Below are 13,742 nucleotides of genomic sequence, written 5' to 3' on the forward strand. Positions count from 1 at the left end.
TCAATACGCAGTACCTTTCTCCAGTGTAAATATTCCTGTAGCAGGATCATACGCCCAACTATCTTTCGTTGTTATCTCTGCAGCAGGATCAGATACTGCCAAAGATGCAGGACCTGCTATTCTTGTTTTGTTCCCGTCGGTAGGATCAGTTTTTGTTTTGAATCTCTCTCTACCGTCCGGCTCAAGAACTATAGCTAGGGCCAAGCCGTCAAGATCTTCTGCAGTCTGTTCACTGTTTACACTACTAGGAGCTGCTGCAGTACCAGTAGGTGCTGCATCAATACTCAAATGTACAGGATATTTCGCCGTAGAAACAGGACAAGGACCTGCACTGCCTACTGATGCACCACTGTTGTTATCATAGTCAATCAAAACATTTCCGACATTTCCCTTTTTATCAACAACAGAAACGTTAAAATCCGTTCCTCTCGCCAACGCTCTACCTCTTATCGCTATTACAGCACTTCTAGCACTTCCCATTGCGCTCTTTTCACTTGAAATAAGCGCGTCATCCTGAACGCCTGCCAGTCTTGGCAAAGCAACTGCGGCCAATATACCTATGATCACGATCACGAAGATCAGTTCGATCATTGTAAATGCCTTCTTCATCGCATCTCCTTTTGGATAGAATTTCAGGGCAAGTCTTCTTGCCATTTACAATGATAGAACAGTTTTTTTAAAAGTTGGCTTAAAAATTCAGATATTAATTTTTTTTATAAGTTCTTGTAGCTTTTTTTCTGACTGGAAGCATTCGTAGTTTTTTTTGAGATAGGCTTCAAGAAGAGTTTTTACACTATTATTTCCTTCCAAATTGAACTCTTTTTCGAGCTCTTCCAGAAGTTTGCCGGCAAATGCATCATCAAGATTTATATCATATGTTTTACCGGCTATCGTCAAAGATATCTTTTTCATTGTCCGAGTATCTGCTCTACTTTCGTTATTATCTCTTCAAGTTCGAGGTCTTTCATCGCAATCTCATCCTGAAGTTTCTGTATCTGCGCATCTTTTGCCTCATTTGAAGCTTTGCAAGTAACAAGCTCCTTTCTGAGCTGTTCATTTTCCTCTTTCAGACTCTCAAACTTTTTCAAAAGAGTATCTATTTTTTCGTTCAGTTTTTCAAGTACACTGATATTTTCCAACTTCTAGCCTTTCTCGAAAATTTAGTTAAAAGATTGGAAGATTTTATTTCACCTCTTCACATCTTGGTTTTTAAGTTTCAAATCTACTTCTAGTTTATAGATTCTGTTATAATTCTATCAACTTTTTTATTAAAAGGCAAAGATTGGCAAAGTTTGAACTTATCAGTGATTTCAGGCCTTCAGGCGACCAGCCCCAAGCTATAGAAAAGCTGACTCTGTCTATAAGGCAGGGGAACAGATATCAGACTCTTTTGGGGGTAACAGGCAGCGGAAAAACCTATACGATGGCTAAAATCATAGAAAATCTTCAGATGCCAACCCTCATAATGACACATAACAAAACTCTTGCAGCTCAGCTATACAGTGAATTTAAATCATTTTTCCCAAAAAACCATGTTGAGTATTTCATAAGTTATTATGACTATTATCAACCCGAGGCCTATCTTCCAAGACAAGACCTCTTCATAGAAAAAGACAGCTCTATAAACGAAGAGCTGGAGCGCCTCAGACTCAGTGCAACGGCAAGTCTTCTTGAATTCGACGACGTGATAGTTGTAGCTTCCGTATCCGCAAACTACGGTCTGGGAAACCCGACCGAATACAAAAAGATGGTGCAAAAATTTGAAGTAGGACACGAAATAAACCAAAGAGAGCTATTGCTAAGACTTGTAAGCATGGGTTACAAAAGAAATGACGCATTTTTCGACAGGGGCGATTTCAGAGTAAGCGGCGATGTGGTTGATATCTATCCTGCATACAGCGAAGAAGAGGCAGTCAGGATAGAGTTTTTTGGCGACGAAATAGAGTCCATATACACATTTGACGTTCTTACAAACAAAAAAATAAAAGATCTCAAAAGTATCACCATATATGCCGCAAATCAGTTTATCGTTGGACAGGAGAGGCTTAGCGAAGCTATAAAATCGATAGAAAAAGAGCTTGAAAGCAGACTCGAAGAGTTTAAAAGAGAAGGGAAGCTTGTCGAATACCAAAGGCTTAAGCAAAGGACTGAATTCGACCTTGAAATGATGGAGACCACCGGAACCTGCAAAGGAATAGAGAACTACTCCAGACACCTAACCGGCAAAAAACCTGGTGAGACTCCCTACTCTTTGATAGACTATTTCGAGCAGATGGGCAGAGAGTACCTCATCATAGTAGATGAATCACATGTAAGCCTTCCGCAATTTAGAGGAATGTATGCAGGAGACAGAAGCAGAAAAGAGGTGCTGGTCGAATACGGTTTCAGACTGCCCAGTGCCCTTGACAACAGACCTCTGAAATTTGAAGAGTTCATAAACAAAGCACCACATTATCTATTCGTATCGGCCACGCCAGCCCAGACGGAACTTGAACTGAGCAGCACAGTAGCTGAACAGATAATTAGACCAACCGGTCTTCTCGATCCTGTCGTAGAGCTTTTACCTTCAAAATATCAGGTAGAGACTCTATATGATGAGATTAAAAAAGTGATAGAAAAAGATGAAAAGGTGCTTGTTACAACACTTACAAAAAAGATGGCCGAAGAGCTTACGAAATACTACAGCGATCTAGGGCTAAAGGTAAGATATCTTCACTCCGATATAGACGCCATTGAGAGAAACCAGCTCATAAGAGGTCTTAGAACAGGAGAGTTTGACATACTAATAGGCATAAATCTCTTAAGGGAGGGCCTCGACCTGCCGGAAGTGAGTCTGATTGCAATACTAGATGCAGACAAAGAGGGATTTTTAAGAAGCGAAACGAGCCTTATACAGACAATGGGACGTGCTGCAAGAAATGTAAACGGAAGAGTTTTGATGTTTGCCGAAAAAATAGAAAAAAGAACGGTTGTAGAAGATCTTAAAATACTGGAAAAGGTAAAACCCTACATCACCGATTCGATGTACAAAGCGATAAAAACCACTGTAAAAAGAAGAATAAAACAGAAAATATACAACGAAAAACACGGCATAACCCCAAAAACCGTCAAAAGAAGACTCGATGAAAATCTAAAAACCGAAGATTTGGGTGTTCTTTACGAAAAAAGAAAAAAACTTGAAAAACTCCCCCGTGCCGAAAAAGAGAAAATCATAAAAGAACTAACAAAATTGATGCATGAAGCTGCCAAAAGATTAGAATTCGAAGAAGCGGCTAGACTAAGAGATGAGATAGCCAAAATCAGAAACATTTAACAAAATTTAGAAAATCTCTGTATCACTCTTCAATTTCTTTTGCGGATATTGACATGAACAGTTGTTCTGCTGCTTCAATGAGAGCTTTTGATGAGAGATATATCGCTCTGTTTGCATTTAAAATGGTAGCCGCATCAGTTTCTGACAGAGAATATAGCTTGATATTTTGAGCGATTGTGTGCAGTGTTGTCTCATTATCACGGGCTATGCTTTGATATATTTTTCTGATTTTGTACTCTTTTTCGGCTTCGCCCTCCAAAACTCTGATAAAATTTCTAAATAATCTGATTATACGTTTTCTAAATTGGATATACACCTCATATTCATATTCATTCAAGCTCATTGCAAACTCGTCTATATCGTATTTTATGTCTTTTAATGTTTTAGCTGCAAGCATTGTCTTTTCTACCGCCAAGACAATTTTGTTCAACTTTTCCACTTCATCTGAAGCAAGTTCTTTGGCTTTAACCATATTTGCATATGAAAAAATTTTAATCTCTAGTTTTTTTAGATTTTTATAAAGCTTATAATAATCGATATCCAGAATATTTCTATTTGACTCAAGCACCTCTTTTGTATGTTTTTTGTGTATAAGTACGTCTGCAGGCCGAATATTTAGAAGGAAAAGACCAAATTCCAAAACATTTTTGAAAAGATGAAGAGATTCGTTTTTCAAAGCTTCAAGAGCAGCTTCAGGTATATCGGGTGGTACTTTATCTATATATTTTGTTACAGGCGACTCTCTTTTTGTAAACATTTTACCAAGCATAACAGCCAGCAAAGATGCAAAAGGAGCAAAAACCAGCACACCCAATACGTTAAAAATGGTATGAAAAAGTGCTAAAGCAATTACAAGATCATTTTTCAGTCCCAAAACTTCGAGTATAAAATACCCCATTTTTCCAAGAATCGCATAGGCAATTATTCCGGTTACCGCATTGAATATAAAATGAGCCGCCGCAACTCTTTTTTTATCTGCAGTTCCTCCGATACTTCCCAAAAGTGCCGTTACCGTAGTTCCAACATTGGCACCAATTACAAGAGATGCCGCCATCTCAAAAGTTATTATCCCAGAATACAAAGCGGTCAAAGCGATAGCTGTTGTTGCAGAACTTGACTGTATTAAAGCTGTAACTACAAAACCTATCAGTAAAAATATATAATTGCCGTAATGTATATAATCTTTAAGGTCGATATTTTCGGCAAGAGTCTGCATACTCTCTTTCATAAACCCCAGCCCCAGAAAAAGAACCCCAAGCCCAATGAGAACTTTGGCAAAAGCTGCTGTTTTTCTTTTGTCGCTGAAAAATATCAACAAAAATCCGCCGGCTCCCGCCATCGGAAGAGCAAAAGAGGCAATATCTATCTTGAATCCGAAAAGCGCAACAAGCCATGCAGTTACCGTTGTACCTATATTCGCCCCGAAAATTACTCCGATAGCGCTTTTCAGCGACATAAATCCGGCACCTACAAAAGAGAGAACTATAAGAGAGACAAGTGAGCTGCTTTGAAGAATGGCCGTAGCGGCAAAACCTGTAAATATCGACTTTGGCAATGTATCTGTAAAACTTCTTATAAATTTTTTGAAACTCCTGCCTGCAAGCTCTCTTAACCCTTCTTCAAGATAAAATACAGCAAAAAGAAATATCCCAAGCCCTGAAACAGCAGTTACGATACTGTTTGTCAACTTTTTCCTTTTATCGCTTTCTCTATCGGCAGAAAATCTTTTGCCTCAATATCATAAAATTCTATATCGCCGCTCTCTATTTTATAATACCAGCCGTGAAGAAAAAGTTCTTCATTTTCAACTCTTTTTTTCACACCAGGATATGTTAAAAGATTTTCAAGTTGTACAATGATAGAAAGTTTCTCAGTAAGCCTTAACAGTTCGTTTACATCGGAAATGGTATCCACTGAAGAGAGAGCAGCATCTTTTGCCTTTTTGCCTATTTCAAGCCACTTTTTCGTATGTATAAGTTCAATATCATCTCCGATATCTTTGTAAAGACTTTCACAAGCCCCACAATAGGAGTGACCGCACACAATAATATCTTCCACGTTCAATACACTTACAGCATACTCTATCGCAGACGCTGTAGCGTGATATTCAAAATCGGGTTTAAAAGGGGGGACAAAATTGCCGACATTTCTGACAACAAAAAGATCTCCCGGTTTTGAACCGGTTATAAGACTGGGTATAACTCTTGAATCACTACATCCTATAAAAAGAATTTTCGGACTCTGGCCTTTCTTTACAAGCTCCATAAACATATCTTCATGTTTTTTGAAATAGAGTTTTTTAAAATCCTTGTGGTTCTTTATCAGTTTTGAAATATTCATTATCACCTCCAAACTCTTTATTTGGTATATATCCCTAACCGATAGATATAAATGTTGCTTCATTTTAGCCTTATTTTGCTAAAATTTAAAAAATTTATGTTACAGCAGGGGTAAAAAATGGTAAATCTTAAAGACCCGAAACTTTTTATAAACAGAGAACTTTCATGGCTGAGATTCAATACTAGAGTTTTGGAAGAGGCTCAAAACAGAAAAAATCCTCTTCTAGAGAGACTGAAATTTATCGCAATTTACGGAACAAACCTTGATGAATTTTATATGATAAGAGTGGCGGGACTGAAAGAACTTTTCAAATCGAGAGTTATTGTAACGGGTCCTGACAAAATGTCGCCATTAAATCAGCTGAAAGCTATAAGAAACTATCTGCATAAAGAGAAAATCACTGTACAGAACACTTTTTTTGAAATTGTACAGTCTCTTGAAAAAGAGGGTCTTAAACTGAAAAAATATGACGAACTGGACGATAAAACAAAAAAAGAGGTAGATGAGTATTTCTATACAAATCTTTATCCTGTCATAATCCCCATTGCTGTTGACGCCACACATCCCTTTCCACACTTGAACAATCTCAGCTTCGCACTTGTAATCAAGCTTGCGGACCTTCAAAATGAAAACGAGATAAAATACGGTCTTGTAAGAATTCCTAGAGTTTTGCCCCGATTTATCGAAATAAAAAGTACCTACGTACCTATAGAGTCAGTTGTTCAAAAGCATATAGAAGATCTTTTCCCCGGATATAAGCTTATCTCATCGGCACCCTTCAGGGTCACAAGAAATGCCGATATAACTATTGAAGAGGAAGAAGCAGACGACTTTATGGAGATATTGGAAGAGGGGCTAAGACTTAGGAGAAAAGGAGAGATAGTCAGACTTGAAATCGGAGCTGATGTGGACCAGGATCTTTTAAATTTTTTAAACTCTCACATCAAAGTATACAAAGATGACATATACAGGTTTGACATGCCTCTTAATATGGGTAGCTTCTGGCAAATAGTATCAAACAAAGATTTTGCACATCTTCTTTTCGAACCATATACGCCCAAAATCCTGCCTCCTCTCGACAGCAAAGAGCCGATATTCAGCATAATCGAATCACAGGATATCCTTCTTTACCATCCATATGAAAGTTTTGATCCCGTGGTAAGATTTATTGAAGAGGCTTCAAACGATCCCGACGTCCTGGCTATAAGAATGACACTATATAGAGTGGGTAAAGACTCTCCTGTGGTAAAAGCTCTTATAGAAGCTGCCGAAGCCGGTAAACAGGTGACGGCTATGGTAGAACTAAAAGCCAGATTTGACGAAGAGAACAATCTCATATGGGCAAAAGCTCTTGAAGATGCAGGAGCACATGTAATTTACGGGATACCCGGTTTCAAAGTTCATGCAAAGATCGCACAGGTCATAAAAAAAGAGAATGGCATAATAAAACAGTATTCCCATATAGCCACAGGAAACTATAACCCTTCGACAGCTAGAATTTATACAGATGTGAGCTACTTTACAACAAGAAGAGATATTACAGATGATGCTACACGTTTTTTTCACTTTCTTACCGGATTTTCCAAAAAAGGAAAACTAAATACCCTTTATATGTCACCAACACAGATAAAACAGAAACTACTTAGCTTGATAGATGCGGAAACCAAGAAAAAAAGTGAAGGCCGCATAATCGCAAAAATGAACTCTCTTGTTGATCCCGATATCATAGTTGCTCTTTATAAAGCCTCAAGAGCGGGAGTCAAGATAGACTTGATAGTAAGAGGCATATGCTGCCTCAGACCTAAAGTAAAAGATATAAGCCAAAATATCCGTGTAATATCTATAGTAGGAAAATATCTAGAACATGCCAGGATTTTCTACTTTAAACATTCGTCCCCAAAAATTTTTATTTCCAGTGCAGACTGGATGCCTAGGAATCTTGAAAGAAGAATAGAGTTAATGACACCGATATATGAAAAAGAGCTCTCGGAAAAGCTCTATGAAATACTTAATCTTCAAATAAACGACAATGTTCTGGCCCGTGAACTACAGGAAAACGGTGAATATATAAGATTAGATTCAAAAGGTCGTACACCTGTTAACTCTCAGCTTGTTATGGAAGAGTACACAAATATGCTTTATACATCAAATAAAAAAAGCAGTGTATCAAGAGCAAAGAAACTGGCAAGAAGACTTTTGAAGGAGAGCTGATAGTAGTGTGGGTTGTTAATGTGAGTGTGGGTAAAAGATAAAATAGATATATAACACTCACACCCATACTAACACTAACACCCACACCAAAAAGGAAAAACATGCTTTTGCAATACAAAAACTGGTTTCCAAAAATTCAAAAAGATGTCTGGATAGCGCCCAACGCGACAATTGTCGGAAATGTAGAGATAGGCAAAGACTCTTCAGTATGGTTCGGTTGCGTAGTTAGAGGAGATGTCCACTATATAAAAATTGGAGAAAGAACAAATATTCAGGATCTCTCCATGATACATGTAACCCATTATAAAAAGCCTGATATGTGTGATGGAAATCCTACTATTATAGGAGATGACGTTACAATTGGACACAGAGTCATGCTGCATGGATGCACTATTGAAAATGCCTGTCTTATAGGTATGAGCGTAACTATTCTTGACGGAGCGGTTATAGGAAAAGAGTCTATTGTAGGTGCGGGGAGCCTTGTTACCAGAAATAAAAAATTCCCCCCAAGAAGCCTTATCATGGGTAGCCCCGCAAAAGTAGTCAGAGAACTTACGGACGAAGAGGTTGCCGAACTTTACAAATCTTCCCACAGATACGTTGAATTTAAAAACAACTATATAAATTTTATCAGATGATGATATTTTTCATAGAATAACTTTTTTGCTAGAATATTAATATTTTTTATATCTTATTTTTATTTCAGTTTACGTTTTATAATATTACTTTAAAGATAAAAGGAATATAATTTTTTGATATCAAAATAAAAAGGGGTATTAATGGGTAGATTAGTAGTATTGGGTGCAGGTATCGCCGGACATACTGCTGCAACCTTCGCCAAAAAATGGCTTGGAGACCAGCATGAAGTTGTCGTTATCTCTCCAAACAGCAAATGGAACTGGATTCCTTCAAACATATGGGTAGGGGTGGGTTATATGAAACCCGACGATGTCATATTCGAACTGGCACCTGTATATGAAAAAGCAGGTATAGTGTTCAAACAGGCAAAAGCCCTTTCCATACATCCCGAAGGCGGAGAAGGTGAAGAAAAACCGTATGTTACTATCGAATATACAGACCCTTCCAAAAAAGGGCAGAATGAAAAAGTTACATACGATTATCTTATTAATGCTACAGGACCGAAACTAAATTTTGCAGCAACAGAGGGACTCGGGCCTGACGGCGGAAATTCAGTATCTGTCTGTACATATCTGCATGCTGCAGAAGCGGCAAATGCCCTCAATATAGCAATCGAAAAGATGAAAAAGGGAGAGAAACAGAAGTTTCTAATAGGCGTGGGACACGGCATGTGTACATGCCAGGGAGCTGCATTTGAGTATATTTTCAATGTGGAACACACCCTCAGAGAAAAAGGTGTAAGAGACAAAGCTGAAATTACCTACATATCAAACGAATACGAGTTGGGTGACTTCGGTGTCGGCGGAATGCATATAAAAAGAGGCGGCTACATCACCAGCGGAAAGGTTTTTGCAGAATCACTTTTTACCGAAAGAGGCGTTCACTGGATAAAAAGGGCACATGTAAACAAAGTGGAAAAGGATAGAGTACATTATGAGACACTAGATGGCACTTTCCACGAAAAAGAGTTCGATTTTGCAATGCTAATTCCTCCTTTTGCTGGAGCCGGTCTGAAAGCGTATGACAAAGAGGGAAACGATATCACATCTGAAATGTTCAATCCCGGAGGCTTTATGTTTGTCGATGCAGACTATTCCAGTGCATCAAAACCGTATGAAGAGTGGAGTGTAAAAGACTGGCCAAAAACATACCAGACTCCAAAATACAAAAACATTTTTGCAGCAGGGATTGCCTTCGCACCTCCGCATCTGATAAGCAAACCTATGAAAAGCCCGAACGGAACACCTATCAACCCCACACCTCCGAGAACAGGAATGCCATCGGGTATAATAGGAAAAGCTGTTGCGGCAAGCGTGGTTGATATGATGACAGGCAAAAGCGACAAACCTACCCACAAAGCATCAATGGGCGAGATGGGGGCAGCTTGTGTGGCAAGTGCGGGAGCAGGGTTTTTCAAAGGTACAGCTGCAGCAATGACAATGTACCCTGTAATTCCAGATTATGAAAAATATCCAAACTTCGGAAGAGACCTCAACTATACTTTCGGCGAATTGGGTCTAGCAGGGCACTGGATAAAACATATCCTGCATTACATGTTTATATACAAAGCAAAACTTAAACCGGGCTGGACACTCATACCGGAATAAAAAGGAGAAAAGATGAAAATAAAACCGTATACTCAATGGGACTATACCCCCGTACCCACTCCGATGACAAGATTTTTCAGAACGTGTGTTTTATGGCAGATAGTAAGATTTGCCGTTATAAATCTCAAAATGCTTGTTGTCGTCTCAAAAAGCCACTGAAAAAAGCCGGCCGGGGAAAACTCCCCTGCCGAACCGTAAACTTCAAAATACTCAATTTTCGGTACAATTCCGTTCCGAATCCAATTTCAAAAAAATTTCTGTTATAATCACAAAAACTGCACTCTAAGGGCGGAGATCATGAAAAAATCCTTATTGCTTATATTTGTAGCATGTTCTATTTTTTTATCAGCAGGCGTACTCGATTCTCTGTTCGGAAATAAAACAACAAAATTTTCAGAATTCACAGGCGAAACAAAAAGGATTATGCCAGGCGGCCAAAATGTAATACTTTCATATTATGAGGCCTTAAAAGATGCTAGAGAGAGTGTAGTAAATATTTCTGCAATCAAAGTTGTAAAAACAGCCGTTCCGGCCGCCCCATTTATTGAGGATCCATTTTTAAGAGAATTTTTCGGGCAGTTCTTCGGTATAGTTCCTCAAGAGAGGATAGAGAGTTCACTTGGGTCAGGAGTAATTATAACCAAAAAGGGCTATATACTGACAAACAATCATGTTATAGAAAATGCTGAGAAAATCGCAGTATCCATTCCTGGCAAAAGCAGACTATATGAAGCAAAAATCATAGGAACAGATCCAAAATCCGATATTGCTGTTATAAAAATAGATGCCAAAAACCTAAAACCTATCAAGTTTGGAGATTCTTCAAAACTAAAAGTTGGCGATATCGTTTTTGCTATAGGAAATCCTTTCGGTGTAGGTGAAACTGTAACACAGGGAATAATTTCCGCACTAAATAAAAGCGGTGTAGGCATAAACGAATATGAAAACTTCATTCAGACAGATGCCGCTATCAATCCCGGAAATTCAGGAGGTGCACTCATAGATACAAGAGGTGCGCTTATCGGTATAAATACGGCTATCATATCCAGAACAGGAGGCAACATAGGCATAGGTTTTGCAATTCCTTCAAATATGGCAAAAAAAGTTGCCAAACAGCTAATAGAAACAGGATATGTGGAAAGAGGTTATCTCGGCATTACGATAAGAGATCTCACTGATGATCTCTATGCTTTTTACAATACAAAAGAGGGATGCGTTATTCTTGGCGTAGAAAAAAACTCTCCGGCCTGGAAAGCCGGCCTTAAAAGAGGAGATCTAATAGTTGAGATCAACGGTAACAAGATCAGAAATTCCATCGATCTCAAAAATACACTGGGAGTTTTAAAACCGGGTTCAAATATCACTATAAAATATATCAGAGATAAATCGATCCATACGGCAAGTGCAGAGCTGGCACCGTATCCTGGAGAAGAAAATATCTATCTGCAAAACATGGAATTAAGCGGCCTGAAAATCGAAGATCTTACAGATGAAATCAAAAGGGCATACGGTATACCCCAAAATATATATGGTGTTTTGGTAACAGGAGTAAAAAGAGGCTCTGATGCATGGAGGGCCGGATTTATGCCGGGAGATATTATCATCCAGGTTGAAGATGAAATAGTAAAAAACAGAAAAGATCTGTTAAATGCCTGGAGAAAATATCGTAACGATAAAAAAAGAGTCTATATTCATAGAAACGGTTATCCCATGATGCTGGTAATAAGATGAGATACATAACTTATGCATTGACAAAAAGTTTTAAAGATTTTTTGAGCAAATGGTTCTGGATAAGTACATTTGTTATCACAGCTGTACCGATAATATTATGGGGGATCCTGTTTTTCTTTTTTTCCGACTCAATTTCACTTTTGATAAGCTCCGTAATAGGATATATCCCTTTTCTAGAAAGTGAAAGCGTTAAAGATACACTGATTTTTATCATAAAAATTCTTCTCTATTTGCAAACTGTTCTAATCACTGTAATAATATTCCTTGCCTTTGCTACCGAAAAGATAGTCAGGATTTTACACAAAAAGTATTATCAAAATATCAGTCTTGCTGGATTTGGCTCTTTTTTGGAGATGGCGAAGGTAAATATTAAATCGATAGCTCTTTTTATATTTCTCGCTATTATCCTAATGCCTTTCCTTTTTGTTCCCGGGCTGAATATTTTTCTGCAGCTTTTTTTATGGTCTATTTTGATAAAAGATCCTTTCTTGTATGATACCGCTTCAATCGCAGCAACAAAAGAAGAGTATGAAAAAATGAAAAAAGCAAAAATTGAACTTCTTCTTTTATCCGTTATTGCAGCACTTTTCAACTTCATACCTATACTGAATTTTTTTGCGCCCCTTTTTCAGATAGTGATTTTTTCTCACTACACTTTTGCCAAAATCAAAGACTTCAGAGAAGGTCTTCATAGATGAAAAAATTTATGAAAATAGAGAATATAACATTTGCGGCAATACTTTTGGGAATCCCTTTCGGATACTTTTTTCAGGATTTAGCTCTGAGCTTGAAAGTAATAGGCGATATTTACATATCACTTTTGAAAATGCTTATCATCCCACTGGTTTTTGCTTCTATATACATTGCCATTGCTGGACTTGGCTCGGCGGATGAACTGAAAAGCATAGGAGCGAAAGCATTTGCATACTATATTACTACAACAGCAATGGCTGTAATGCTTGGAATCATTGTTGTAAATATATTCGATCCCGGTTTAGGGATGCAGATACCTCAGGCTGTAAACGGTACTATTGAAACAAAAGAGGTTTCTGTCAGTGATTTTGTTTTGTCATTTATCCCTTCAAATATATTTCAAGCTCTCTCAAACGGCCATATACTTCCCATAATATTTTTCGCCATACTTTTTGCAGCGGGCTCGATATATATCCATAACGATAAAAAAGTTTTCCTTTACAACTTTTTCGATTCTGTCAATGATACAATGATGGTGCTTGCCAAATGGATAATAAATTTGACTCCTATAGGAGTTTTTTTTCTTATCGGATACACAGTTGCAAAAAACGGTTTTGAACCGATTTTAAATCTGTGGAGCTATGCAGTAACCGTTTTGACTGCACTTTTCATACACGCATTTGTAACTCTTTCCATCATTGCCGTAGTTATAGGCAGATTCAACCCCTTCACCTACTTTACGCAAGTCAAGGAAGCCTTGATGATCGCTCTTTCAACCGCTTCAAGTTCAGCCACACTTCCCGTATCGATAGAGGTAGCGGAAAAAAACGCAAACATTGACAAAAAAGTCGCCGGTTTTGTTCTGCCGCTGGGTGCCACTGTAAATATGGACGGAACGGCTCTGTACGAATCCATAGCCGTAATATTCATAGCAAACCTGTGCGGAGTGGAACTGACACTAGCTCAGCAACTCACCATATTTGTAACAGCTACCTTTGCTTCGATAGGAGCAGCCGGAATTCCGGGTGCGGGACTTGTCATGATGACTCTTATCCTTGACAGCGTCGGACTGCCTGTTGAATATATCGCAATCATTATTGCCGTAGATAGATTTCTGGATATGTTCAGGACAAGTATAAACGTGTGGGGTGATTTGCTGGGAGCGAAAATTATTGACAGGCTGCTTATTAGTCGTTAGTTATTCGGGA

Annotated in this window: 13 protein-coding genes; 8 read left to right on the forward strand and 5 right to left on the reverse strand. The window is 38.3% G+C overall.

Features of this window, described 5'->3' with window-relative positions:
* From EPR_RS09270 to EPR_RS07820, 3 genes are all read right to left on the reverse strand, one after another.
* Positions 1–609, reverse strand: coding sequence for a type II secretion system protein (locus EPR_RS09270; RefSeq protein ID WP_234697122.1), 609 nt, complete (start codon positions 607–609; stop codon positions 1–3).
* An 87-nt stretch (positions 610–696) separates the two neighbouring features.
* Positions 697–912: a hypothetical protein gene (locus EPR_RS07815; RefSeq protein WP_200762667.1), complete on the reverse strand. Its 216-nt coding sequence runs from the start codon at positions 910–912 to the stop codon at positions 697–699.
* Positions 909–1,139, reverse strand: a complete 231-nt coding sequence (locus EPR_RS07820; RefSeq protein ID WP_200762668.1) for a hypothetical protein — start codon at positions 1,137–1,139, stop codon at positions 909–911. The genes EPR_RS07815 and EPR_RS07820 overlap by 4 nt, the downstream gene beginning before the upstream one ends.
* A gap of 143 nt (positions 1,140–1,282) precedes the next feature.
* Between EPR_RS07820 and uvrB the strand changes: the two genes are divergently transcribed.
* Positions 1,283–3,313, forward strand: coding sequence for an excinuclease ABC subunit UvrB (gene uvrB / locus EPR_RS07825; protein ID WP_275944507.1), 2,031 nt, complete (start codon positions 1,283–1,285; stop codon positions 3,311–3,313).
* A gap of 22 nt (positions 3,314–3,335) precedes the next feature.
* On the opposite strand, the gene EPR_RS07830 is transcribed toward uvrB, so the two are convergent.
* Together EPR_RS07830 and EPR_RS07835 are read right to left on the reverse strand one after the other, a co-directional pair.
* Complete coding sequence (locus tag EPR_RS07830) at positions 3,336–5,000, reverse strand: Na/Pi cotransporter family protein (RefSeq protein WP_200762669.1); 1,665 nt, start codon at positions 4,998–5,000, stop codon at positions 3,336–3,338.
* Positions 4,997–5,653, reverse strand: coding sequence for a carbonic anhydrase (locus tag EPR_RS07835; RefSeq protein WP_200762670.1), 657 nt, complete (start codon positions 5,651–5,653; stop codon positions 4,997–4,999). The genes EPR_RS07830 and EPR_RS07835 overlap by 4 nt, the downstream gene beginning before the upstream one ends.
* A gap of 117 nt (positions 5,654–5,770) precedes the next feature.
* On the opposite strand from EPR_RS07835, the gene EPR_RS07840 reads away from it, so the two are divergent.
* The 7 genes from EPR_RS07840 (at position 5,771) to EPR_RS07870 (ending at position 13,732) form a co-directional block, all read left to right on the forward strand.
* The gene (locus EPR_RS07840; RefSeq protein WP_200762671.1) at positions 5,771–7,864 is read left to right on the forward strand and encodes an RNA degradosome polyphosphate kinase; all 2,094 of its coding nucleotides are present in this window, start codon (positions 5,771–5,773) and stop codon (positions 7,862–7,864) included.
* A gap of 101 nt (positions 7,865–7,965) precedes the next feature.
* Positions 7,966–8,502: a gamma carbonic anhydrase family protein gene (locus EPR_RS07845; protein ID WP_200762672.1), complete on the forward strand. Its 537-nt coding sequence runs from the start codon at positions 7,966–7,968 to the stop codon at positions 8,500–8,502.
* Between the two features lie 141 nt (positions 8,503–8,643).
* Positions 8,644–10,110 carry an NAD(P)/FAD-dependent oxidoreductase gene (locus EPR_RS07850; RefSeq protein ID WP_200762673.1) on the forward strand — a complete coding sequence of 489 codons (1,467 nt, stop codon included), beginning with the start codon at positions 8,644–8,646 and terminating at the stop codon, positions 10,108–10,110.
* A gap of 12 nt (positions 10,111–10,122) precedes the next feature.
* Positions 10,123–10,269 (forward strand): hypothetical protein, encoded by a 147-nt coding sequence (locus EPR_RS07855; protein ID WP_200762674.1) that lies wholly within the window; start codon positions 10,123–10,125, stop codon positions 10,267–10,269.
* Positions 10,270–10,407: 138 nt separating this feature from the next.
* A complete protein-coding gene (locus EPR_RS07860; protein ID WP_200762675.1) occupies positions 10,408–11,841 on the forward strand; it encodes a Do family serine endopeptidase in 1,434 nt (477 codons plus the stop codon).
* On the forward strand, positions 11,838–12,539 hold the full coding sequence (locus EPR_RS07865; RefSeq protein ID WP_200762676.1) for an EI24 domain-containing protein: 702 nt from the start codon (positions 11,838–11,840) through the stop codon (positions 12,537–12,539). The genes EPR_RS07860 and EPR_RS07865 overlap by 4 nt, the downstream gene beginning before the upstream one ends.
* Positions 12,536–13,732, forward strand: a complete 1,197-nt coding sequence (locus EPR_RS07870) for a dicarboxylate/amino acid:cation symporter (RefSeq protein WP_200762677.1) — start codon at positions 12,536–12,538, stop codon at positions 13,730–13,732. Before EPR_RS07865 ends, EPR_RS07870 begins: the two co-directional genes overlap by 4 nt.
* Positions 13,733–13,742 lie beyond the last annotated feature (10 nt).

Source organism: Nitrosophilus alvini, from assembly GCF_015100395.1.
Lineage (GTDB): Bacteria > Campylobacterota > Campylobacteria > Campylobacterales > Nitratiruptoraceae > Nitrosophilus > Nitrosophilus alvini.

What these genes read in the sequence shown, in the direction of transcription:
- EPR_RS09270 (WP_234697122.1), bottom strand. Translation starts at nt 609, where the DNA reads ATGAAGAAGGCATTTACAATGATCGAACTGATCTTCGTGATCGTGATC.
- EPR_RS07850 (WP_200762673.1), top strand. Translation starts at nt 8,644, where the DNA reads ATGGGTAGATTAGTAGTATTGGGTGCAGGTATCGCCGGACATACTGCT.
- EPR_RS07815 (WP_200762667.1), bottom strand. Translation starts at nt 912, where the DNA reads ATGAAAAAGATATCTTTGACGATAGCCGGTAAAACATATGATATAAAT.
- EPR_RS07870 (WP_200762677.1), top strand. Translation starts at nt 12,536, where the DNA reads ATGAAAAAATTTATGAAAATAGAGAATATAACATTTGCGGCAATACTT.
- EPR_RS07855 (WP_200762674.1), top strand. Translation starts at nt 10,123, where the DNA reads ATGAAAATAAAACCGTATACTCAATGGGACTATACCCCCGTACCCACT.
- EPR_RS07835 (WP_200762670.1), bottom strand. Translation starts at nt 5,653, where the DNA reads ATGAATATTTCAAAACTGATAAAGAACCACAAGGATTTTAAAAAACTC.
- EPR_RS07840 (WP_200762671.1), top strand. Translation starts at nt 5,771, where the DNA reads ATGGTAAATCTTAAAGACCCGAAACTTTTTATAAACAGAGAACTTTCA.
- EPR_RS07865 (WP_200762676.1), top strand. Translation starts at nt 11,838, where the DNA reads ATGAGATACATAACTTATGCATTGACAAAAAGTTTTAAAGATTTTTTG.
- EPR_RS07860 (WP_200762675.1), top strand. Translation starts at nt 10,408, where the DNA reads ATGAAAAAATCCTTATTGCTTATATTTGTAGCATGTTCTATTTTTTTA.
- EPR_RS07845 (WP_200762672.1), top strand. Translation starts at nt 7,966, where the DNA reads ATGCTTTTGCAATACAAAAACTGGTTTCCAAAAATTCAAAAAGATGTC.